Below are 20,943 nucleotides of genomic sequence, written 5' to 3'. Positions count from 1 at the left end.
CACGTTCACTCCTGGGTCGCGCGCTGGGCGGGCAAGGCGTCCGGGGCGGGCTGCCCACCTTTCTTGCGCAGCAGCGACAGCACCCAGACAAAGAAAATGGGCACGAAAATCACACCCAGCAAGGTGGCGGTCAGCATGCCGCCGATCACGCCCACGCCCAGGGCGCGCTGGCTGGCCGCGCCCGCACCGCTGGCCAGCGCCAGCGGCACCACGCCCAGGATGAACGCCAGCGACGTCATCACGATGGGGCGAAAACGCAGCTTGGCGGCCTGGATGGCGGCGTCCGCCAGCGAGTGACCCTGTTCAAGCAGGCTCTTGGCAAACTCCACGATCAGGATCGCGTTCTTGGCCGCCAGGCCGATGATGGTGATCAGGCCCACCTTGAAGTACACGTCGTTGGACATGCCCAGCACCGTCACCGCCAACACCGAACCCAGCGCGCCGATCGGCACGATCAGCATCACGGATGCCGGAATGGCCCAGCTTTCGTACAGCGCGACCATCAGCAGGAACACCACCAGGAACGCCAGCGCAAACAACATGGGCGCCTGCGCCCCGGCAAACTTTTCCTGATAGGACAAGCCCGTCCATTCGTAGCCGATGCCATTGGGCAATTCGGAAACGATCTTTTCAATGACGGCCATGGCCTCGCCCGTGCTGTGCCCCGGCATCGCGTCACCCGCGATCTTGAACGCCGGGTAGCCGTTGTAGCGGGAAATCTGCACCGGGCCGTTTTCCCAATCGGTCTTGACGAAGGCCGACAAGGGCACCATGCCGCCCGACTTGTTCGGCACGTTCAGCATCAGGATGCTTTCGGGCGTCATGCGGTCGCGCACGTCGGCCTGCACCACCACGCGCTGCAAGCGCCCGGCGTTGGCAAAGTCGTTGACGGTTGCCGAGCCATAAGCGGACGAAATCGCGGTGCTGATCGTGTCAAAGCCCACGCCCAGCGCCTCGGCCTTCTGGCGGTCAATGTCCAGGCGCAACTGCGGCGCGTCGGCCAGGCCTTCCATCATGGCGTACGCGATAACAGGCGAACTGTTGGCCTTGGCCAGCAGCTGGTTGCGCGCATCGGTCAGCGCCTGGCGTCCCAGCCCGCCCCGGTCTTGCAGGCGCAGCGCAAACCCGCCCGAATTACCCAGGCCGTCGATGGGCGGCGGGTTCACCGCCATGATCGAGCCGTCGTCAATCGCCGCGAAGCGCTGGTTCACGCTTGCGGCCACATCGGACGCGGCTTGGCCCTTGCCACGCTCGGACCAGTCCTTCAGCGTGGGAAAGGCAATGCCCGCGTTCTGGCCGGTGCCCGAAAAGCTGAAGCCCATCACGGTGAAGGCGTCGCCCATTGCGTCCAGCGACATCAGGTGCTGCTCGACGTCCGCCACGACCTTGTCGGTGCGCTTGTAGGTGGCGCCCGGGGGCAATTGCACGTCCACGATGACGTAGCCCTGGTCTTCGGCCGGCACGAAGGATTCCGGCACGCGCACATACAGCACGGCCAGCACCGCCACGATCGCGACGTAGATCACCATATAGCGGCCGGTGCGCTTGACCAGGCGCGAGTTCAAGGCTTCGAAGCGGCCGGTCAGGCGGTTGAACATGCGGTTGAAGCCGCCAAAGAAGCCCTTCTTTTCTTCGTGGTGCCCCTTGGGGATGGGCTTGAGGAACGTGGCGCACAGGGCGGGCGTAAAGGTCAGCGCCAAGAAGCCCGAGAACAGGATCGACACCGCCAACGACAGCGAAAACTGTTGGTAGATCACGCCGACCGAACCGCTCATGAAGGCCAGCGGCAGGAACACGGCGGACAACACCAACGTGATACCGACGATGGCGCCCGACACCTGCTCCATCGCCTTGATGGTGGCCTCACGCGGCGGCAGGCCCTCTTCGGCCATGATGCGTTCCACGTTTTCGACCACCACGATGGCGTCGTCCACCAGGATGCCGATGGCCAGCACCATGCCGAACATCGTCATCATGTTGACCGAGAAGCCCAGCACCGACATCACCGCGAACGTGCCCAGCAGGCACACCGGTACGACGATGGTGGGAATCAGCGTGTAGCGGAAATTCTGCAAGAACAGGAACATCACCAGGAACACCAGCACCATGGCTTCCAGCAAGGTGTGCACCACCTTGGTGATAGCCACGCTGACGAACTGCGACGTATCGAACGGCACCGAGAATTCAACGTCCTCGGGAAACGAGGCGGACAATTCCTGCAAGCGCGCCTTCACGGCCTTGACCGTGTCGATGGCGTTGGCGCCCGGGGCCAGCTGCACCGCCGCGCCCACCGACTTCTTGCCGTTCAAGCGGGTTTCAAAGTCATAGCTCTGGCGACCGACTTCCAGCCGCGCCACGTCCGCCAGATGCACCACCGAGCCGTCCGCGTTCGCGCGCAGCACAATGTTGCCGAACTCTTCCGGCGAATCCAGCATGCCCTTCACCGCCAGCGTGGCCGTCAGCTCTTGCTCCGGCGACCCCGGGCGGCTGCCAAAACTGCCGGCCGGCACCTGCACGTTTTGCGCCGCGATGGCCGCATTGACGTCCGCCACCGACAGGCCCACGCCCAGCAGCTTCTGCGGGTCGATCCACACGCGCATGGCCGCTTCGGCGCCAAAGAACTGCACCTTGCCCACGCCTTTGACACGGCGAATTTCGTTGTTGATGTGGCGCGCGGCGTAGTCGGACAAGCCCACCACGTCCTTGTGCGCGTCTTCGCCCTTGTACGTCAGGGCGTAGATCATCAGGAAGTTCGAGCTGGCCTGCTCCACCTGCAAGCCCTGCTGCGTCACGGCCGACGGCAGGCGCGCTTCGGCCTTCTTGATGCGGTTCTGCACGTCCACCTGCGCCAGGTCCGGGTCCATGCCCGGTTCGAAGGTCACGGTGATTTCAGCGCTGCCGCTGGAACTGCTGGACGACTCGTAATACAGCATGTTCTTGGCGCCGTTCAGCTCTTCTTCGATGACGCTGGTCACCGAATCGACCAGCACCGAAGCCGACGCGCCGGGATAGGTGGCGGCAATCGTCACCTGGGGTGGCGCCACCACCGGAAACTGCGAGACCGGGAGCGACGGAATCGCCAACAGGCCCGCCAGCGAAATGAAGATGGCCACCACCCATGCAAAATTGGGGCGGCCAATAAAAAACTTGGACATGATTTACCTTTGGGTATGCACGCGGGGCACGGGCGGCTGCTTAGTTCGCGGCCGGGGCGGAAGCCGGGTCTGTAGCCGGCTTTGCGGCCGCGACGCGTGCTTGTTCGGCCGCCGGCGCCACGCTGACTTTCTGGCCCGGCACGGCGGCCGACGCGCCGCCCACGATGACGCGGTCACCCGCCGCCAGACCGTCGACGATGTGCCAGTCCGAGCCGCGCATCGTGCCAGTCTGCACGGGGCGCGATTCCACCACGTCGTCCTTGCCCACCAACATCACCTGCGGCTTGCCGTCGGTGCTGCGCGTGACCGCGCGCTGCGGCACCAGGATGGCGTTGGGGTCCACGCCCTGCTGTGTTTCCACCCGCACATACATGCCGGGCAACAGCAACACATCGGGGTTGGCGAACTCGCCGCGCACCGACACCTGGCCGGTTGTTCGGTCCACAGCGATATCCGAGAACAGCAGCTTGCCGCTGCGTTTCTGGTCCGTACCGTCGACAGTGATCGAGATGCTTGCGCCCTCGCCCTGCCCCAGGCTGCCGTTCTGCAACGCCGCCCGCATGCGCAGCATGTCGGCCACGGGCTGGTTGAAGTCGACGTAGATGGGGTCCAGCTGCTGGATCTTTGCCATGACGGTGGCTTCGTTCTGGCCGACCAGCGCGCCTTCAGTCACCTGCGCCCGGCCGATGCGGCCGGAAATCGGCGCCTTGACGGTGGCGTAATCCAGGTTCAGCTGGGCGGTTTCGACATCGGCCTGCGCGGACCGGCGCGCGGCCTGCGCGCTTTTCAGCGTGGTGGTGGCGGTGTCGAAGTCCTGCTGGCTGACGGCTTCGATCTTCACCAGCGGCGTATAGCGTTTCAGGATGGCTTGCGCGTCGGCCACGGCGGCATCGGCCTTGGCCAGTTCGCCCTGGGCGCGCGACAGCGCGGCCTTGAACGGCGCCGGGTCAATGCGGAACAGCACGTCGCCCGCCTTCACATCCGCGCCTTCCTCGAAGTTGCGCGACAGCACAATGCCGGCCACGCGGGCACGCACTTCGGCCACGCGCACCGGCTCCACGCGACCCGGCAAGGTGCTGGACAGCGCGTAGCGCTGCGGTTGCACCTGCACCACCTGCACCGCGCGTGGCGTGTCGGCCTGGGCTTGGCTGGGGTTTTCACCGCCGCAACCGGCCAGGCCCAAGGCCATCGCCAACACCGAACCCAATACCGTCAAGGGCAAGCGCCGCTTCAATTGATTCTTCATTTTTTACCTTGCGCCCCGCGGCACTGTTTTTTCACCAAGCTGCGGATGCTACCTGAACGATTGATTTGAATCAATAAAGATTCATTTGATTATCAAAAGATCATTAAGAAGGTTTTAAAAGGCCTGACTTGTCAAAATCGCAAAAGTTTGCACAAGCTGAATCTCGCATGCTCCAATACGCGGCAATGGGGATTGGACACACAGACAGGGGCGAACAATGGCGGACGAAGCTGGGCAAGGGCACGAGCGGTTTTTAGTGGCGTTGGCATTGGCGATGGTGGACCAGCCGCGCGCCACGTTGCAGGAACTGGCCAAGGCCGTGGGCGTCAGCAAGGCGACGCTATACCGCTTCTGTCAGACGCGGGACCAACTGGTCCTGCGGCTTACCACGCATTGCGCGCACGTCATGAAGAAGGCGTTGGCGGATTCGCATCTGGATACCGCGCCGCCGCGCGAGGCGTTGCACGCGCTGATCCACCAGAACATGGCGCACAAGGAACTGACTGCGTTCCTGATGTACAACTGGAAGCCCGACAACGAGCAGCAGCCCGACATCATGAACAGCTGGTCGGGCTACCAGGAATCGCTGGATGCGTTCTTTTTGCGCGGGCAGCGCGAAGGCGCCTTCCGCGTGGACATCACGGCGGCGGCGCTGACGGAAATGTTCATTGGCGTGCTGACCAGCATGGTGGACGCCGAACGACGCGGGCGCGTCGCGCGGCTGGGCATTGCGTCCGTGGTCGAGCAGATGATGCTGCACGGCATCGCCGGCGAACCGGTGCGCGCACCGGTTGCGGCAGCGCCGGCCTGATCAGGCGCCGGCGACGGGGCGACCGAAGAACGGGTAGTTCGGGTCGTTGTAGCCGTGGCTGGACGCGTGGCCCGGAATGACCCAGCCGTCTACGACAGCTTCGTCTTCGGGCGTGATGGTGACGTCCAGCGCGGCGTAATAGTCTTCCATTTGCGCCAACGTGCGCGGGCCGGCGATCACGCCGGTGATGATCGGATTCGCCAACACCCAGGCGGTGGCAAAATGGCCCGGCTGCACGCCGCGCGTGGCGCTGTGCTGCACCAGCTGCTGGGCGATCTGTAGCGACTCTTCACGAAATTCCGTGGCCAGCATGCGGCGGTCTCCACGCCCGGCGCGGGTATCGGCGGCAGGCGCCTGGCCCGGCAGATACTTGCCCGTGAGCACGCCGCGCGCGATGGGGCTGTAGGGCACGACGCCCAGCCCGTAGTGCTTGCACGCGGGCAAGATTTCAACTTCCGGGCCGCGGTTCAGCATGTTGTAGTACGGCTGGCACACCACCGGCTGCGGCACGCCCATCTTTTCGCATAGCCGCATCACCTCGGCAATGCGCCATCCCCGGAAGTTCGACAGGCCAAAACTGCGCAGCTTGCCCGCGCGGATCAGGTCGCCCAGCGCCCACAGCGCTTCTTCCAGGTTTTCTTCGTGAAAGTCGCGGTGCAGGTACAGGATGTCCATGAAATCCGTGCCCATGCGCGTCAGGCTTTGCTCAACGCCGCGCATCAGCCACTGACGCGAATAATGCGAGTGGTTCGGGCCCTTGCCCACCACGTTGCCGATCTTGCTGGCCAGCACCCAGTCGTGGCGCTGCCCTTGCAGCAGCTTGCCCACCACCTGTTCCGAGCGGCCTTCGTTGTAGACGTCGGCCGTATCGATGAAGTTCACCCCATGGTCACGCGCCGACGCAACGATGCGCGCGGCCTCGTCGTCCGGCGTTTGTTCGCCGAACATCATGGTGCCCAGGCACAGGGGCGAAACGCGCAGGTTGCTGGAACCCAGACGGCGGTATTTCATGGGGCGATTCCTTTCTGATCAATGAAGTCGACGCGGATGAAGTCGACGCGGCGCGAACCCGGTGGCGGCGGTTCGCGCGGCGTTTATCCTACACCTGCGTTTCCTTGTCCGCATCCACCGCCGCCAGGATCTTGCCGAACAGTGCATCCGCGTGGGCGGAATTAAGCCAGCGCACAATCACCACCATCTTGCGTTCCGGTTCCACCCACGTGAACGAGCTGCCCGCGCCCACGCCGAAGAAGCTTGTGGCCGGCACGCTGGGAAACACGCGGCCTTGATCGTTCAGCCAGATCAGGTAGCCGTAATACGGCGCGATGGCGCATGGCGTGCGCATCGCCTGAATCCATTCGCGCGACAAGATCTGCTTGCCGTTGGCCTGGCCGTCGTTCAGCAGCATCTGGCCGATCAGCGCCTGGTCGCGCGCGCTGATGGACATGCCGCCGCCCCAATGCGAACCACCCGGCACGGACGGCATGCGCTGGCCGTCGATCTCGACCCAGGCGGTGTCGTAGCCCACCCATTGCCAATCTTCGCTGGCGCCGATGGGGCGCGTGACGGCTTCGCGGAACACGTCGGGCAAGGGCTTGCGGAACAGGTGCAGCAGCGCGTACGACAACTGGTTGATGCGCACGTCGTTGTATTCCCAATACGTGCCGGGGCGCTGCAAGGGGCGCGCATCGCCCTTCTTGCCATCGGGCGGCACGCCGAAGGTCACGGCGCGATAGCGATCGGCCTGGTCGGACACGCCGAAGCGTTCGCCTTCCCATTCGCTGGTCTGTTGCAGCAGGTGGCGCCAGGTGATGTCAGCGTTCTGGCCTTCATCGAAGCCGATGCCCGGCACGCGCTTGCCCACGGGTTCGTCCACGTCGGGCAACAGGCCACGGTCATGCGCCACGCCCGCCAGGATCGCCAGGTACAGCTTGGCCACGCTGAAGGTCAGGTCGGCGCGTTCGGGCTCGCCCCATTCGGCCACCGTCTTGCCGTCCACCACCACCACGCCCGACACCGGGCCACGGTCGTGGATGGGACCCAGCAGGCGGTTCCAGGGCGGCGGGTCGTTCAGGTGCACGCCAAAGTTGCCCTTGACGCTGCGGTCCCAGGTGGATTCGTGTTCATTGGCGAATTGGATCGCCTGCTGCATCAGCGTGTTCATGGTTTCCCTCGTCGTTGTGTTTGTCTTGGTCTTAAGCCGCCACGCCATCCGGGGCGCGCGCCAGGAATTCCATCGCGGCCCGCACGCCGCCCGCCTGGTGCGGTACTCCGGCGGCGGCCAGCCCCATTTCAACGCCGGCCAGCGTGCCGCACAGCGTCAAGTCATTGAAGTGGCCCAGATGCCCAATGCGGAAAATGCGGTCGGACAGCTTGCCCAGGCCCTGCCCCAGCGACATATCGAAGCGTTCAAGAATGACCTTGCGCAACGCGTCGGCGCCATGGCCTTCGGGCATCATCACGGCGGTCAGCGCGGGGCTGTGGGCAGCCGGGTCCAGGCTTAACAGTTCCAGCCCCCACGCGGCCACCGCCAGCCGCGTCGCGCGGGCATGGCGTTCGTGGCGCGCGAAGACACGCGGCAAGCCCTCGGCCTGCAACATGGCCAGCGCTTCGTGCAGGCCATACAGCAGATTGGTCGACGGCGTGTAGGGGAAATAGCCCTTGGCATTGGCCGTCAGCATTTCGCGCCAATCCCAATACGAACGGGGCAGCCGGGCGGTATCGGCGGCGGCCAGCGCGCGCGCGCTGACGGCGTTGAACGCCAGGCCGGGCGGCAGCATCAAGCCCTTTTGCGAGCCGGCCACGGTAACGTCCACGCCCCATTCATCGTGGCGGTAATCGATGGAGCCCAAGGACGATATCGTGTCCACCATCAGCAACGCGGGATGCGCGGCGCGGTCGATCGCGGCGCGCACGGCGGCAATGTTGCTGGTGACGCCGGTGGACGTTTCGTTATGCACCACGCACACCGCCTTGATGCGCTGCTGCGTGTCTTCGGCCAGCCGCGCGCCGATCACGTCGGGGTCCACGGGGTGGCGCCAGTCGCTTTCGATGTAGTCCACGTCCAGGCCCAGCCGGCCCGCCAGCTTCTTCCACAAGCTGGCGAAGTGGCCGGTTTCCACCATCAACACGCGGTCGCCGGGCGACAGCGTGTTGACCAGCGCGGCTTCCCAGGCGCCGGTACCCGACGACGGAAAAATCACCACGGGCGACTGCGTCTGGAAAACGGCTTTGGACCCTTCCAACACGGCGCGGCCCAGCTCGCCAAACTCGGGGCCACGATGGTCGATGGTGGGTTGATCTATGGCGCGCAAGACGCGGTCGGGCACGTTGGTCGGCCCCGGAATCTGCAAGAAGTGCCGGCCGGACAAATGGGAATTCAGGGAAAGCATGCGTAGCCCCACAGTGGAATTATTTGTATACCAACGAAAGATGCGCGGCGATTCAAACGGCTTTTGACACAGCCCCGGCCGAGCAGGCGGACTTGCGGCATGCGCCACTCTATCCCATTGTTTTTGCACCGATAACCTAGGGTATACACCCATGATTGAAGTCGCTGCGCGGGGTTTATAGTCTAAAAAAATTCGGGGAAAAGTTGGTATACCAATGAGCAGCAATCCTAGCCTCTTGCCGGATCTGGCCGGGTCGGCGCATGCCGATTCCGCCCTGCCCGACGCGCCGCCGCAAGGGGCCGTGTCGCCGGCGCCGCGCGTTGCCGGCAACGGCCGCACGCTGCCCGGGGCCGTCGCCGGGGCGCTGCGCGAACGCATCATCCAAGGGGAATTCCCCCCCGGCTCCCGCCTGAACGAACGCGCGCTGTGCGACCTGTTGGGCGTGTCCCGCACACCGATGCGCGAAGCGTTTCGCGTGCTGGCGGCCGAGGGCCTGGTGCAGATCGAACCGAACCGTGGCGCGCAGGTGGTGGCGCTGTCGGAAGCCAATATCCGTGAAGCGTTTGAAGTGATCGGCGGGCTCGAAGCCATGTCGTGCCGGCTGGCGTGCGAACGCGCCACCGATCTTGAAATTGCCGAGATCCGCGCGCTGACCTACGAAATGATGGCCAGCCACGCGCGCCATGACCTGCCCACGTACTTTCGCACCAACCGCGAAATTCACGAACGCATCAGCCTGGCCTCGCACAACAGCCTGCTCAAGCAGCTGTACGACGCGCAGAACGCGCGCATCCAGAACCTGCGGTTCGTGTCGAACGAGAACCGCCAGAAATGGGATCTGGCCATGCGCGAACACATCGACATGGCCGAGGCCCTGGACGCGCGCGACGCCGACCGGCTGGCCGGCATCATGCGGCAGCACTTGCAGCGCAAGTGCGAGGCCGCGCTGAAAAGCATCAACGCCGATGCAAGCATCAACGCCAATGCGGCGCCCAAGACCGCGCCGTCGTCCGACTCCGGTTGAGCCTGCCCTCCCAGCGCAAGGACGATAACGATAAAACCAGGGTGGCGCGGCCCGGAGCGAGATGATGGATACGCAGTACATGTAGTGCCTTCCACAGGAGCCTTCACCATGGCTGATAGTCGCTTCACACCTGCCTCACCCGCCCGACCCCGCACCCACCGCGTCACTGCCGCCGCCCCACTACGCGCGGCCGTCGCCGCCGCCCTCTTCGCCTGCGCCGGCCTTGCCGCCCAGCCCGCGCTGGCGGGCAAGAAAGACGACACCTTGCGCATGGCGTACGACCAGGCGCCCGAAAGCGTCGACCCGTACTTCAACAACGTGCGTATCGGCGTCATCATCGCCGCCAACGTCTGGGACACGCTGCTGTACCGCGACCCCGTCACCAACGAGTACAAGGGGCAGCTGGCCAAAAGCTGGAAGCAAATCGACGACAAGACCATGGAATTCGAATTGCGCGAAGGCGTGAAATTCCATAACGGCGAAGAGTTCGATGCCGACTCGGTGGTGTACACGCTGAACTACGTGGCAGACCCGAAGAACAAAGCGGTCACGCAGCAGAACGTGTCGTGGATCGACAAGGTTGAAAAAATCGACAAATACAAGGTGCGCCTGACCACCAAGGAGCCCTTCCCTGGCGCCAAGGAATACCTGTCCACCACCGCCGCCATCCACCCCGCCAAGTACTACCAGGAAGTCGGCCCCAAGGGCATGAACGCCAAGCCGGTGGGCTCGGGCCCGTACAAGGTGGTGGACTATCAGCCCGGCAAATCCATCACGCTGGAACGCAACACCGACTACTTCAAGGACTCGCCCAAGGCGCAGCCGAAGATCGGCAAGGTGGTCATCCGCTTCATCCCCGACCGCCAGACGCAGATGGCCGAAGTCATCTCGGGCGGCGAAGACCTGATCATGAGCGTGCCCAAGGACCAGGCCGAACAGCTGGGCCAGATGCCCAACCTGCAAATGGTTACCGGCAACACCATGCGTATCGTGTTCATGCAGATGAACATCCAGGACGGCACCCCCGCGCCGCAACTGAAAGACGAGCGCGTGCGCAAGGCCATCATCCACGCCATCGACCGCGAATCCATGTTGAAAAACATCGTGGGCGAAGGCGGCGGGCTGATCAACACCATCTGCACGCCCTCGCAAGTGGGTTGCACGCAAGACGGCGCGCCCACCTACAAGTACGACCCGGCGCTGGCCAAGAAGCTGCTGGCCGATGCGGGCTACGCCAATGGCTTTGACATCGACATCGTGGCCTACCGCGAGCGCAACCAGACCGAAGCCATCATCAACTACCTGCAAGCCGTGGGCATCCGCGCCAAGCTCAACTTCTTGCAGTACGCCGCCATGCGCGACATGATCCGCGCCAACAAGGCGTCGCTGACCCACCAGACCTGGGGTTCCAACCTGGTCAACGACGTGTCGGCGTCCACCCCCGTGTACTTCGCCTTCGGCAATGACGACATCACGCGCGACCCCAAGGTGCGCGACCTGCTCAACAAGGGCGACCACACCATCGACAGCGAGGCGCGCAAGGCCGCCTACAAAGAAGCGCTGGACCTGATCGCGCAAAAGGCCTACGCGGTGCCGCTGTGGACGCTGCCCGCCTACTACGTCGCCACCAAGGACGTGAACTTCAAGCCGTATTCCGACGAACTGGTCCGCTTCTGGGACATGAGCTGGAAGTAGCCACGCGGGAAGTCACGCGCGGGGTAACGCCGGGCGGGCGCCACGCCCGTCCGGCGGGCTGAAACGTTAGAGGAAGTCCTATGCTTTATTTCACGATCAGGCGCCTGGGCCTGGCGGCGCTGGTGGCGCTGACCGTATCGATCCTGGCGTTCCTGCTGCTGCATCTGTCGGGCGACCCGGCGCTGGCGCTGGCCGGCGAAGGCGCGCGTCAGGCCGATATCGACATGATCCGCAAGACCTACGGGCTGGACCGGCCGCTGGTGGTGCAATACGCCGACTGGCTGTGGCACATCATGCAGGGCGATTTCGGCACGTCGGTGTACTTCAAGACCGAGGCCGGGCCGTTGATTCTGTCCAAGCTCAAAACCACCTTGCTGCTGGGCATGGGCGCGCTGGGCTTTGCGCTGCTGGTGTCGATTCCGCTGGGCGTGCTGGCCGCCATTTACAAGGGCAGCGTGATCGACCGCGTGTGCCTGGCGATTGCCGTGCTGGGCCAGGCGCTGCCAAACTTTTTCTTTGCGCTGATTTTGATCATGCTGTTTTCGATATCGCTGCGCATCCTGCCGGTGTCGGGCAGCGGCACCTGGCAGCATTTCGTGATGCCCGCGATTGCGCTGGGCTACTACGTGGCGCCGGCCTTCATGCGACTGATACGCGCCGGCATGATCGAAGTGCTGGGCGCGGACTACATCCGCACCGCCCGCGCCAAGGGACTGCCCGCGCGCAAGATCATCTTCAAGCACGCACTGCGCAACGCCATCGTGCCGGTTGTGGCGCTGGCCGCCGTGCAGCTGGGCTACCTGCTGGGCGGCTCGGTCGTCATCGAAACCATCTTCGCGCTGGACGGCCTGGGCTATCTGGCCTACCAGAGCATTACGTACAAGGACTATCCGGTGATGCAGCTGATTGTGCTGCTGCTGTCCGTGCTGTACGTGCTGCTGACGCTAGCCGCCGATATCGCCAACGCGTGGCTCGATCCGCGCATCCGGGTGTCCTGACATGACCACGCCTATTCTCACTCCCTCCGTTCCGGGCGCGCCCGCCGCAGCCGCGATGGAACTGTCCGCATCCACCTTGCGCTGGCGCAGGCTGCGCCGCAACAAGGCGCTGCTGGCCGGTGGCGGCATCCTGCTCATCATCGTGCTGATCGCGCTGCTGGCGCCGTGGATTTCCCCGCACGACCCGTACTTTCAGGACCTGGCCTACCGCACCGCGCCGCCCGTCTGGTACGCCAAGGGCACGTGGCTGCATCCGCTGGGCACCGACCAGCTGGGCCGCGACTATCTGTCTCGCCTGTTCTACGGCGCGCGCATTTCGCTGTTGATCGGCGTCAGCGTGGCGTTGATATCCGGAATCATCGGCACCGCCATGGGCATGGCCGCCGGCTACTTCGGCGGCAAGGTCGACATGACCGTGTCGTTCCTGATCACGACCCGTTTGTCCATGCCCGTGATCCTGGTGGCGCTGGCCACGGTGGCCATCGTCGGTGGTTCGCTGTGGGTGGTGATCCTGGTGCTGGGCTTTTTGAAATGGGACCGCTACGCCGTGGTCATGCGCAGCGCCACGCAGCAGGTGCGATCGCTGGAATACGTGGCGGCGGCGCAGGCGGCTGGCGCGTCCACGTGGCGCATCGTGTGGGGCGAAGTGCTGCCCAACGTGGTGCCGCAGCTGATCGTGATTGCCACGCTGGAAGCGGCCAGCGCCATCTTGCTGGAAGCCTCGCTGTCGTTCCTGGGCCTGGGCGTGCAGCCGCCGCTGCCGTCCTGGGGGCTGATGATTTCCGAAGCCAAGGCGTACATGTTCTTTTCGTTCTGGCTGATCGCCATTCCGGGTTCGGCGCTGGCGGTGTTGATCTTTGCGATCAACCTGGCCGGCGATGGGCTGCATCAACTGCTGACGCCTGAAGAGAGGGCCTGACCATGGCCGACAAAGAAATTGTGCTGGACGTGCAAGGGCTGACGGTCGACATCGCCACGCCGCGCGGGCCGCTGCACGCGGTGCGCGACGTGTCGTTCCAGGTCAAGCGCGGCGAAACGCTGTGCCTGGTGGGCGAATCGGGCTGCGGCAAATCGATGACGTCGCTGGCCATCATGGGCCTGCTGCCCAAGGCGGCCAAACGCACGACACGCCGGTTGGCGGTGCTGGGCGAAGACCTGTCCACCGCGCGCAGCCGCCGCATCAATGCGCTGCGCGGCAGCAAGATGGCGATGATTTTCCAGGAACCGATGACGGCGCTGAACCCCGCCTACGCCATCGGCGAGCAACTGACCGAACACTACATCCACCACCGCCATGCCAGCCAGCAACAGGCGCGCGACCGCGCGGTGGAACTGCTGGAAAAGGTGGGCATCGCATCGGCCGGACAACGGCTGACGCAATATCCGCACCAGCTTTCCGGCGGCCTGCGCCAGCGCGTGATGATAGCCATGGCGCTGATGTGCGGCCCGGAACTGCTGATTGCCGATGAGCCCAGCACGGCGCTGGACGTCACCATCCAGGCGCAGATCCTGCGCTTGCTGGCGGACTTGCAGGCCGAGCTTGGCATTGCCATGGTGCTGATCACCCACGACCTGGGCGTGGTGGCGCGCATTGCACAGCAGGTGGCGGTGATGTATGCGGGGCAGATCGTCGAGGAAGGCCCGGTCAAGGACATCTTCGCCACGCCGCGCCATCCCTATACAGAGGGCTTGCTGGGCTGTATCCCCGTGCCCGGCCGCACCCCGCCCGGCGAATCGCTGGGCACGATACCCGGCGTGGTGCCGTCATTGGTGGGCGAGCTGCGCGGCTGCGCCTTTGCCGACCGTTGCCGCTACGTGCAGCCGCAATGCCGCGACACCGTGCCCGTGCACGGCCAGCCGCCGCATCAACAATGGCGCTGCATCCGCGTTGAAGAAGGAGTCCTGGCATGAGCGCGCTGTTGCAAGCCGAAGCCGTCAGCCGGCAATTTTCGATCCGTTCGGGCATGTTCCGGCCGCGCAGCACGCTGCACGCCGTCAACGGCGTGGACCTGGCCGTGGAACGCGGCGCGGTGCTGGGCATCGTGGGCGAATCGGGCTGCGGAAAATCCACACTGGCCCGCATGCTGCTGGGCCTGACGCCGCCCAGCGACGGCGCCATCAAGCTGGACGGGCAAGACATCCGGCAGATGGACCGCCGCGCGCTGGCGCGCCGGGTGCAGCCGATTTTCCAGGACCCGTATTCGTCCTTGAACCCGCGCCGGTCCATCGCGTCCATCGTGTCGCTGCCGCTGGAGGTGCACGGCATCGCCAACCCCAAGATGCACAAGGCCATCGAGATGCTGGAACGCGTGGGCCTGCCGCCCCGGCTGGCGCACAACACGCCGGGGCAGCTGTCCGGCGGCCAGCGCCAGCGCGTGGCGATTGCGCGCGCGCTGGTCATGAACCCGGAAATCGTCATCTGCGACGAGCCGACGTCCGCGCTGGACGTATCCGTGCAAGCGCAGATCATGAACCTGCTGATGGAACTGCGGCGCGAGTTCAACCTGACGTATGTGTTCATCAGCCATAACCTGGCGGTGGTCGAACACATCGCCACGCATGTGGCGGTGATGTACCTGGGGCGTGTGGTGGAATCGGCGCCCACGGCCAAGTTGTTTCACGACCCGCACCATCCCTATACGCAGGCCTTGCTGGCGTCGGTGCTGACGCCCGAACCGGGCCTGGGCATTCCGGACATGGGCTTGGGCCTGTCGTTCCCCGACCCCTTGCATCCGCCGCCCGGTTGCCCGTTTCACCCACGTTGCCAACACGCCATGCCGCAATGCAAGGTGGAGCGGCCCGCGCTGACGCTGCGTGACGGGTCCGTGGTGGCTTGCCATCTGTATCCTGAATCCGGCGCTGCATCGACCGCGGCATCTGCTTCCATTTCTAGTGCGGCTTCCCTTTCCTCTTCAATTCCCAACTCCACCGGAGCCCGATCATGACCCGCGAGCAAGCCATCGCCCAAGCAGAACAGTGTTTTGATTCGGGCGCCTTCCGCGCCCTGCTGGCGCGGCGCCTGGCGCTGCCCACCGAAAGCCAGAACCCCGAGCGCGCCGCCGTGCTGGCCGACTACCTGGAATCCGAGATCCGCCCGGCCTTCGAGGCGATGGGATTCACCTGCCGCACCCTGACGCACCCCAAGGCGCTGGCGCCCTTCCTGTACGCCGAGCGCATCGAAGACGCCGCCCTGCCGACCGTGCTGGGCTATGGCCACGGCGACGTCATCCGTGGGTTGGAAAAGGAATGGAAGGAAGGATTGACGCCCTGGGCGCTGACCGAAGCCGAAGGCCGCTGGTATGGCCGGGGCATTGCCGACAACAAGGGGCAGCACACCATCAACATGGAAGCGCTGCGGCTGGTGCTGCAAGCGCGCGGCAAGCTGGGCTTCAACGCCAAGTATCTGATTGAAATGGGCGAAGAGACGGGCTCGATGGGCTTGCGCGAACTGTGCGCCGACCATCGCGACATGCTGGCGGCCGACTTGCTGATTGCATCCGACGGCCCGCGTCTTGCCCCCCAGCGCCCCACCATCTTCCTGGGCGCGCGCGGCAGCCTGAACGTTGATCTGTCTATCGAGGCACGGGCCGGCGGCCACCATTCGGGTAACTGGGGTGGGCTGATTTCCAACCCCGGCATTCAGCTGGCGCACGCCATATCGACCATCGTGTCGCCCACCGGGCAGATCCGTATTCCGGAATGGGTGCCGACCGAACTACCCGCCGCCGTGCGCCGCGCCTTGGCCGACTGCCAGGTGGACGGCGGCGCCGACGGCCCCGAGATCGAACCGGACTGGGGCGAGCCCGGCCTGTCGCCCGCCGAGCGCGTCTTCGGCTGGTGCTCGTTTGAAGTGTTGGCCTACAAGACCGGCAACCCGGAAACGCCCGTCAACGCCATCCCGCCGCGCGCCTGGGCACGTTGCCAGCTGCGCTTTGTGGTCGGCGTGGACCCGGACGACCTGATCCCGGCCCTGCGCCGGCATCTGGACAGCCACGGCTTTTCGATGGTCAAGATTGCGCTGACGCGCGAATCCATGTTCCGCGCCACGCGCATCGATCCGGACGATGCCTGGGTGCAATGGGCGGTGGATTCGCTGGAACGCACGTCGGGCCAGAAGACGGCGCTGCTGCCCAATCTGGGCGGTTCGTTGCCCAACGACATCTTCACGGATGTGCTGGGCCTGCGCACGATCTGGGTGCCGCATTCCTACCCCGGTTGCTCACAGCACGCGCCCAACGAACACCTGCCGCCCGAACTGCTGCGCCAGGCGCTGGGGTTGATGACGGGCCTGTACTGGGACCTGGGCGCGGGCGACACGCCACCGCTGTCGCGCTGAGGTTTTCCGAGGCTGGGCGCGGGGCGGGCTTGAAGCGGGCTTGGGGCGGGCTTGGGGTTGGGCTTCGGGTGGGCCGCGCGTTACTTCCCCGTTCGCAGGAAATCGATGAACCGCCGCACCTTGGCGCTGACGTGGCGGGTGTCGGGATAGACGGCGTGCACCGGCTGGCGCGGCAACGTGTACGACGGCATCACCCGCTGCAACGTGCCACGGGCCAGGGGCTCTTCCAGCAACCAATCCGGCAAGGCGGCCACGCCGCAGCCGGCCTCGGCAAAGGCCAGCAACGCCGACGCCGTGTCCGCATGCGCCACAGGCGCCACGCGCAACGCGTGGTCGCGCCCCTTGCTGTCCGTCAGCCGCCAATGGTCGATGCGACCCGGCCGGTTGGCCAGCCAAGGCAAGGCGGCCAACGCCGGGAGCGAGCGCGGAGCGCCATGTTCGGCCAGCAGCGCCGGGCTGGCCACCAACAGCAGCCTGAATTCGCCGATGCGCGTGGCGCGGTAGCTGGAGTCCGCCAGCGCCCCCACGCGGATCGCCACATCCAGGCGTTCGCCGATCAGATCCGCTTGCGTGGAGCTGGCCTGGTAACCCACCCGAAGCGCCGGGTGCAAACGCGCGAACGCCGCCAGCGCGGGCACGACGACACGGTTGCCGTAGTCCACCGAGGCCGTCACGCGCAAGCTGCCCGATAAAGCCGCCTGGCCGGATCTTGCCTGGTCCACGGCCGCGTCCGCGTCTTGCAGCAGGCGCACACAGTCAGCATGAAAGCCCTCGCCTGCCTGCGTCAGCGCCAACCGGCGCGTGCTGCGCGTCAAGAGCGCCACGCCCAATTCCTGTTCCAGCTGCTTGACATTGAAGCTGACGACGGCCTTGGTCGTGCCCAACGCATCGGCGGCCGCCGTGAACGAGCCGGCATCGACCACGGCGACGAACATCGACAGACGATTCAGATTGATCATGGCCCGCTTCATTGTCAAAAAAAGACGAACAGTATATCGGCCCACAGGCGGTGTTTCCGCGACATCGAAATTTCTAGAATGGCGTTCTTTGTTGATTACACGGCGTTATTCATGACCGACCTGTCTACCCCTAGCCTGCGCCTGGCGCTGGACGCCCACGCCCGCATCGAGCAATGGATCGGCAACGCCGATACCCCGCCGCCGGTGCTGGCCGCCCTGCTGGACGCCTTTGCGCCCGAGTTCAGCATGATTACCGCAGACGGGCAGCGGCTGCCGCCCGGCGCCCTGCCCGCCTTGTTCGCCGGACTGCGCGGCTTGCGCCCCGACTTGAAGATCCAGATCGACGAGCTGGCCGTGCGCCATGCGGACGCCGGCGCGGCGCTGTTGACGTATCGCGAACGCCACGCCTGGAACGGCGGCGCCACACAGCGGCGCGCCAGCGCGCTGTTCATGGCGGGCGCCGATGGGCAGCCGCAATGGGCGCATCTGCATGAGACCTGGGCCTGACGGGGGGCTATATCCCCGGCGCCTATTCCTCGGCGCCTATTCCCTTGGAGGCTATATCCCCGGCAGCTATAAACAAGCGGCAAATAAATCGTTGGCGGGCGCCACGCGATTCTTTAGAGTCCAACGCCTTCGCCCGCCTCAACACGGGGTGCGGGCCTATCCCAACGAGCCGCTGTCATGCCTACCCGATTCCAAGCCGTACGCCGCACCACCCTGACTACCTTGGCCCTGTCCCTGGCGCTGGCCGGCGCCGGCGCCGCGCACGCCGAACAGCGCGTTGTCCGCATCGTCGTGCCCTACGGCACGGGCGCGGTGCAGGACACCATTGCACGCGCCATCGGCGACGAACTGGGTCAGGCGTTGGGCGCTTCCATCGTGGTGGAAAACCGCGCGGGCGCGGGCGGCACGGTGGGCACCTCGCAGGTGGCGCGCGCCACCCCCGACGGCAACACCCTGGTGCTGGCCGCCGCCAGCCACAACATTGCCGGCTATCTGTACAAGAACCTGAGCTACGACCCCTACAAAGACTTCACCGGCGTGGCGTACCTGGGCAACACCGGCTACATCATCCTGGCGTCCTCCAGCCTGAACGCGAAGACCACCGCCGACTTCATCCAGGCCATCAAGGCCAAACCCGGCGCGTACGACTATGCCTCGGCCGGCAACGGCAGCGCGTCGCACCTGGGCATGGCGTCGTTCCTGGCCGCCTCGGGCGCGCAGATGCAGCACATTCCCATGAAGTCCACCGGCGACGCCGTCACCGAACTGCTGGCCGGCCGCGTCCAGGCCGTCACCGCCGCCACCATCGGCGTAACCGCCTATCGCAACGACCCGCGCGTGACGTTCCTGGCCTACACGGGCAAGACCCGCTCGCGCTTCGCGCCCGACCTGCCCACTGTCGCCGAAAGCGGCCTGCCCGGCTACGCCTTCGATTCCTGGCTGGGACTGCTGGCGCCCGCCGGCCTGCCCGCCGCCGAACGCGACAAGATCAACGCGGCGGTGAACAAGGTATTGGCGGACCCGAAGGTGCAGGCGCGCCTGGCCTCGTTGGGGGTGGAGGCCGACGCCAAGACGCTCGCGCAGTTTCAGGATCTGCTGAAGGCGGATTGGGAAGCGGCGGGCAAGTTGGTCGCGGCCTCGGGCGCTCGGGTGGAATGACGGCGGGCGCGGGGCGGCGCACTGCCCGGCGCCGCCACCGCGAATGCCAGGACAATCCCCTTGCACGCGCACAGAGCCAGGTGTGACTGTGGCCCCAAAAAAACCGGGGCCGATAAAAACGGGCGCCAAAAAAAAGCCCCCGTCAGGAGGCTGGTCGTTGATGCCGGATGCCATCGAGCAGCAGCCGGGTAATGAATTCCGCTATCGCATGCTGCTGGGGCGCATCCGGCATCTGGCGCGTGAAGCGTTCGATGATGCCCATCAAGGACTGCGCCAACCAGTCGGGGGATATTTCGGGCCGGAACAGGCCGGCCTGCTGCTCGGCGCGGACGTTGTCGGCAATCATCGTCACCAGCTCATCCTTGAGCGCTTCCGCCTCGGCCACCTGGAAGAAACCGATGCGTGTCAGGTTGGAGTCTTCCTGCAAGATGCCCAGCAAACGCAGCACGCCGCCCTGGATGCGCTCGGCCAATTCGGCGCCTTCCAGTCCGGCGGGCAAGCGCGCTTCGGTAATCGCCTGGCGCAAGCGTTGCGCGAACATGCCGACCAGTTCATCGTAGGCCGCTTGCTTGCTGGAAAAGTACTGGTAGAACACCGGCTGCGTCACGCTGGCGCGAGCCACGATGTCGCTGATACGCGTGTGCTGGAAACCGCGCTCCGCGAACTCGGCCGCGGCAACTTCAAGTAGCTGTAGGCGGGTGCGTTCGCCTTTGGTAAGACGTTTGTCTTGCGGTGTAGAAAGGGGTCGTGCCGTAATCATCGCGAGAAAGTACACCGCTTCCCCGCTTTTCGCCACTGAATCGTTTTGAAGTCAGTTGAAATCCCCGTAGCTTTTGCAACAACTTTTGGTGCCCGCGCAGCAGTAAAGTAACGCTATCGCCGTGTGCATATTGACCGTAATCCCGCGCGCGGCGGACAGGAGCAAGATCATGAAACGGTTTACAGGCCGGATGCGTGTCGTAGCGTTGGCGCTTGCCGTGGCAAGTGCGCCCGTGATGGCGGGCGGACACGGCGGCGGCTGGGGTGGCGGCGGTGGTGGATACCACGGCGGCGGCTATCACGGCGGTTACTACGGTGGTAATAATTACCACCACCACGGCGGTGGCGGCGGCAGCTCGGCCGGATGGTGGGTCGGCGGCGCCTTTGCGCTGGCGGCGGTGGGCCTGTTGCTGGCGGCCGATTCCGGCCCGACCTACGCACAAACCAGCGTCTACGCGTCGCCCGGCGTGGCCTACACCAGCCCGGTGTACGGCGCGCCGGTCTACGCGGCGCCGCCGGTGTATTCGGCCCCGCTGACGTCCGCGCCGCTGTACGCCGAGCCGCCCGTTGCCTATGCGCAACCCGAGCCGCAATACAAGCCGGTGCAGTACGAAGCAGCGCCCAAGGTCAGTTCGGCGCAGGCCAATGCCACGGCCGAATGCCAGCGCTGGGCCATGAACCAAAGCGGGTACGACCCGGCCACCATCACGCAATGGACCACGCAAGTCATGGTGGACACCTACAACCATTCGCTGGATTCGTGCATGAGCAGCCGGGGCTACCGCGCCAACTGATGCCGCTTTCCGGGTAATCCCGATTGTCCCCGCGCGCCGGCCTGCACACACTGCATGCCGGCGCGTTGCTTTACCGCGCCGTCGACATCCGCGGCGACCCAGCCGCGAC

Annotated in this window: 18 protein-coding genes; 11 read left to right on the top strand and 7 right to left on the bottom strand. The window is 65.3% G+C overall.

Going from position 1 to position 20,943, the window contains the following annotated elements:
* Window positions 1-5: 5 nt before the first annotated feature.
* Both DVB37_RS12020 and DVB37_RS12015 read right to left on the bottom strand, forming a co-directional pair.
* Window positions 6-3,155, bottom strand: coding sequence for an efflux RND transporter permease subunit (locus DVB37_RS12020; RefSeq protein WP_046807217.1), 3,150 nt, complete (start codon window positions 3,153-3,155; stop codon window positions 6-8).
* A 40-nt stretch (window positions 3,156-3,195) separates the two neighbouring features.
* Window positions 3,196-4,401, bottom strand: coding sequence for an efflux RND transporter periplasmic adaptor subunit (locus tag DVB37_RS12015; RefSeq protein WP_120155318.1), 1,206 nt, complete (start codon window positions 4,399-4,401; stop codon window positions 3,196-3,198).
* Between the two features lie 217 nt (window positions 4,402-4,618).
* On the opposite strand from DVB37_RS12015, the gene DVB37_RS12010 reads away from it, so the two are divergent.
* Complete coding sequence (locus DVB37_RS12010) at window positions 4,619-5,212, top strand: TetR/AcrR family transcriptional regulator (protein WP_120155316.1); 594 nt, start codon at window positions 4,619-4,621, stop codon at window positions 5,210-5,212.
* On the opposite strand, the gene DVB37_RS12005 is transcribed toward DVB37_RS12010, so the two are convergent.
* The 3 genes from DVB37_RS12005 to DVB37_RS11995 all read right to left on the bottom strand — a co-directional run bounded on the left by DVB37_RS12005 (window position 5,213) and on the right by DVB37_RS11995 (window position 8,604).
* On the bottom strand, window positions 5,213-6,223 hold the full coding sequence (locus DVB37_RS12005; RefSeq protein WP_120155314.1) for an aldo/keto reductase: 1,011 nt from the start codon (window positions 6,221-6,223) through the stop codon (window positions 5,213-5,215). It abuts the gene before it with no gap.
* A gap of 88 nt (window positions 6,224-6,311) precedes the next feature.
* Window positions 6,312-7,376 (bottom strand): serine hydrolase, encoded by a 1,065-nt coding sequence (locus DVB37_RS12000; RefSeq protein WP_046807221.1) that lies wholly within the window; start codon window positions 7,374-7,376, stop codon window positions 6,312-6,314.
* A 31-nt stretch (window positions 7,377-7,407) separates the two neighbouring features.
* A complete protein-coding gene (locus DVB37_RS11995) occupies window positions 7,408-8,604 on the bottom strand; it encodes an alanine--glyoxylate aminotransferase family protein (RefSeq protein WP_120155312.1) in 1,197 nt (398 codons plus the stop codon).
* A gap of 214 nt (window positions 8,605-8,818) precedes the next feature.
* Between DVB37_RS11995 and DVB37_RS11990 the strand changes: the two genes are divergently transcribed.
* The 7 genes from DVB37_RS11990 to DVB37_RS11960 all read left to right on the top strand — a co-directional run bounded on the left by DVB37_RS11990 (window position 8,819) and on the right by DVB37_RS11960 (window position 16,657).
* Window positions 8,819-9,628 carry a GntR family transcriptional regulator gene (locus tag DVB37_RS11990; protein WP_240434094.1) on the top strand — a complete coding sequence of 270 codons (810 nt, stop codon included), beginning with the start codon at window positions 8,819-8,821 and terminating at the stop codon, window positions 9,626-9,628.
* A 108-nt stretch (window positions 9,629-9,736) separates the two neighbouring features.
* Window positions 9,737-11,323 carry an ABC transporter substrate-binding protein gene (locus DVB37_RS11985; protein ID WP_046807224.1) on the top strand — a complete coding sequence of 529 codons (1,587 nt, stop codon included), beginning with the start codon at window positions 9,737-9,739 and terminating at the stop codon, window positions 11,321-11,323.
* Between the two features lie 80 nt (window positions 11,324-11,403).
* Window positions 11,404-12,321, top strand: a complete 918-nt coding sequence (locus DVB37_RS11980) for an ABC transporter permease (protein ID WP_046807225.1) — start codon at window positions 11,404-11,406, stop codon at window positions 12,319-12,321.
* A 1-nt stretch (window position 12,322) separates the two neighbouring features.
* Entirely contained in the window at window positions 12,323-13,240 is a 918-nt protein-coding gene (locus DVB37_RS11975) for an ABC transporter permease (protein ID WP_120155310.1), read from the top strand.
* A 2-nt stretch (window positions 13,241-13,242) separates the two neighbouring features.
* A complete protein-coding gene (locus DVB37_RS11970; RefSeq protein ID WP_046807226.1) occupies window positions 13,243-14,232 on the top strand; it encodes an ABC transporter ATP-binding protein in 990 nt (329 codons plus the stop codon).
* Entirely contained in the window at window positions 14,229-15,266 is a 1,038-nt protein-coding gene (locus DVB37_RS11965; RefSeq protein ID WP_046807227.1) for an ABC transporter ATP-binding protein, read from the top strand. The genes DVB37_RS11970 and DVB37_RS11965 overlap by 4 nt, the downstream gene beginning before the upstream one ends.
* Window positions 15,263-16,657, top strand: a complete 1,395-nt coding sequence (locus tag DVB37_RS11960; protein WP_104143822.1) for a M20 family metallopeptidase — start codon at window positions 15,263-15,265, stop codon at window positions 16,655-16,657. The genes DVB37_RS11965 and DVB37_RS11960 overlap by 4 nt, the downstream gene beginning before the upstream one ends.
* 80 nt (window positions 16,658-16,737) lie before the next feature.
* Here DVB37_RS11960 and DVB37_RS11955 read toward each other — a convergent pair whose 3' ends face one another.
* Window positions 16,738-17,616, bottom strand: a complete 879-nt coding sequence (locus tag DVB37_RS11955) for a LysR family transcriptional regulator (RefSeq protein WP_120155308.1) — start codon at window positions 17,614-17,616, stop codon at window positions 16,738-16,740.
* 111 nt (window positions 17,617-17,727) lie between these two features.
* On the opposite strand from DVB37_RS11955, the gene DVB37_RS11950 reads away from it, so the two are divergent.
* Window positions 17,728-18,123 carry a hypothetical protein gene (locus tag DVB37_RS11950; RefSeq protein WP_120157465.1) on the top strand — a complete coding sequence of 132 codons (396 nt, stop codon included), beginning with the start codon at window positions 17,728-17,730 and terminating at the stop codon, window positions 18,121-18,123.
* Between the two features lie 177 nt (window positions 18,124-18,300).
* On the top strand, window positions 18,301-19,281 hold the full coding sequence (locus DVB37_RS11945) for a tripartite tricarboxylate transporter substrate-binding protein (protein WP_120155306.1): 981 nt from the start codon (window positions 18,301-18,303) through the stop codon (window positions 19,279-19,281).
* A gap of 142 nt (window positions 19,282-19,423) precedes the next feature.
* Here DVB37_RS11945 and DVB37_RS11940 read toward each other — a convergent pair whose 3' ends face one another.
* Window positions 19,424-19,915, bottom strand: a complete 492-nt coding sequence (locus tag DVB37_RS11940) for a TetR/AcrR family transcriptional regulator (protein WP_240434143.1) — start codon at window positions 19,913-19,915, stop codon at window positions 19,424-19,426.
* Window positions 19,916-20,210: 295 nt separating this feature from the next.
* Between DVB37_RS11940 and DVB37_RS11935 the strand changes: the two genes are divergently transcribed.
* Window positions 20,211-20,834, top strand: a complete 624-nt coding sequence (locus DVB37_RS11935) for a hypothetical protein (RefSeq protein ID WP_120155302.1) — start codon at window positions 20,211-20,213, stop codon at window positions 20,832-20,834.
* Window positions 20,835-20,943: the final 109 nt, after the last annotated feature.

Source organism: Achromobacter sp. B7, from assembly GCF_003600685.1.
Taxonomy (GTDB): Bacteria; Pseudomonadota; Gammaproteobacteria; order Burkholderiales; family Burkholderiaceae_B; genus Achromobacter; species Achromobacter spanius_B.
Note: the sequence above shows the minus strand (reverse complement) of the source record. Positions and strands in the feature narration are given on the sequence as shown.

What these genes read in the sequence shown, in the direction of transcription:
- DVB37_RS12020 (WP_046807217.1), bottom strand. Translation starts at nt 3,155, where the DNA reads ATGTCCAAGTTTTTTATTGGCCGCCCCAATTTTGCATGGGTGGTGGCC.
- DVB37_RS12015 (WP_120155318.1), bottom strand. Translation starts at nt 4,401, where the DNA reads ATGAAGAATCAATTGAAGCGGCGCTTGCCCTTGACGGTATTGGGTTCG.
- DVB37_RS12010 (WP_120155316.1), top strand. Translation starts at nt 4,619, where the DNA reads ATGGCGGACGAAGCTGGGCAAGGGCACGAGCGGTTTTTAGTGGCGTTG.
- DVB37_RS12005 (WP_120155314.1), bottom strand. Translation starts at nt 6,223, where the DNA reads ATGAAATACCGCCGTCTGGGTTCCAGCAACCTGCGCGTTTCGCCCCTG.
- DVB37_RS12000 (WP_046807221.1), bottom strand. Translation starts at nt 7,376, where the DNA reads ATGAACACGCTGATGCAGCAGGCGATCCAATTCGCCAATGAACACGAA.
- DVB37_RS11995 (WP_120155312.1), bottom strand. Translation starts at nt 8,604, where the DNA reads ATGCTTTCCCTGAATTCCCATTTGTCCGGCCGGCACTTCTTGCAGATT.
- DVB37_RS11990 (WP_240434094.1), top strand. Translation starts at nt 8,819, where the DNA reads ATGAGCAGCAATCCTAGCCTCTTGCCGGATCTGGCCGGGTCGGCGCAT.
- DVB37_RS11985 (WP_046807224.1), top strand. Translation starts at nt 9,737, where the DNA reads ATGGCTGATAGTCGCTTCACACCTGCCTCACCCGCCCGACCCCGCACC.
- DVB37_RS11980 (WP_046807225.1), top strand. Translation starts at nt 11,404, where the DNA reads ATGCTTTATTTCACGATCAGGCGCCTGGGCCTGGCGGCGCTGGTGGCG.
- DVB37_RS11975 (WP_120155310.1), top strand. Translation starts at nt 12,323, where the DNA reads ATGACCACGCCTATTCTCACTCCCTCCGTTCCGGGCGCGCCCGCCGCA.
- DVB37_RS11970 (WP_046807226.1), top strand. Translation starts at nt 13,243, where the DNA reads ATGGCCGACAAAGAAATTGTGCTGGACGTGCAAGGGCTGACGGTCGAC.
- DVB37_RS11965 (WP_046807227.1), top strand. Translation starts at nt 14,229, where the DNA reads ATGAGCGCGCTGTTGCAAGCCGAAGCCGTCAGCCGGCAATTTTCGATC.
- DVB37_RS11960 (WP_104143822.1), top strand. Translation starts at nt 15,263, where the DNA reads ATGACCCGCGAGCAAGCCATCGCCCAAGCAGAACAGTGTTTTGATTCG.
- DVB37_RS11955 (WP_120155308.1), bottom strand. Translation starts at nt 17,616, where the DNA reads ATGATCAATCTGAATCGTCTGTCGATGTTCGTCGCCGTGGTCGATGCC.
- DVB37_RS11950 (WP_120157465.1), top strand. Translation starts at nt 17,728, where the DNA reads ATGACCGACCTGTCTACCCCTAGCCTGCGCCTGGCGCTGGACGCCCAC.
- DVB37_RS11945 (WP_120155306.1), top strand. Translation starts at nt 18,301, where the DNA reads ATGCCTACCCGATTCCAAGCCGTACGCCGCACCACCCTGACTACCTTG.
- DVB37_RS11935 (WP_120155302.1), top strand. Translation starts at nt 20,211, where the DNA reads ATGAAACGGTTTACAGGCCGGATGCGTGTCGTAGCGTTGGCGCTTGCC.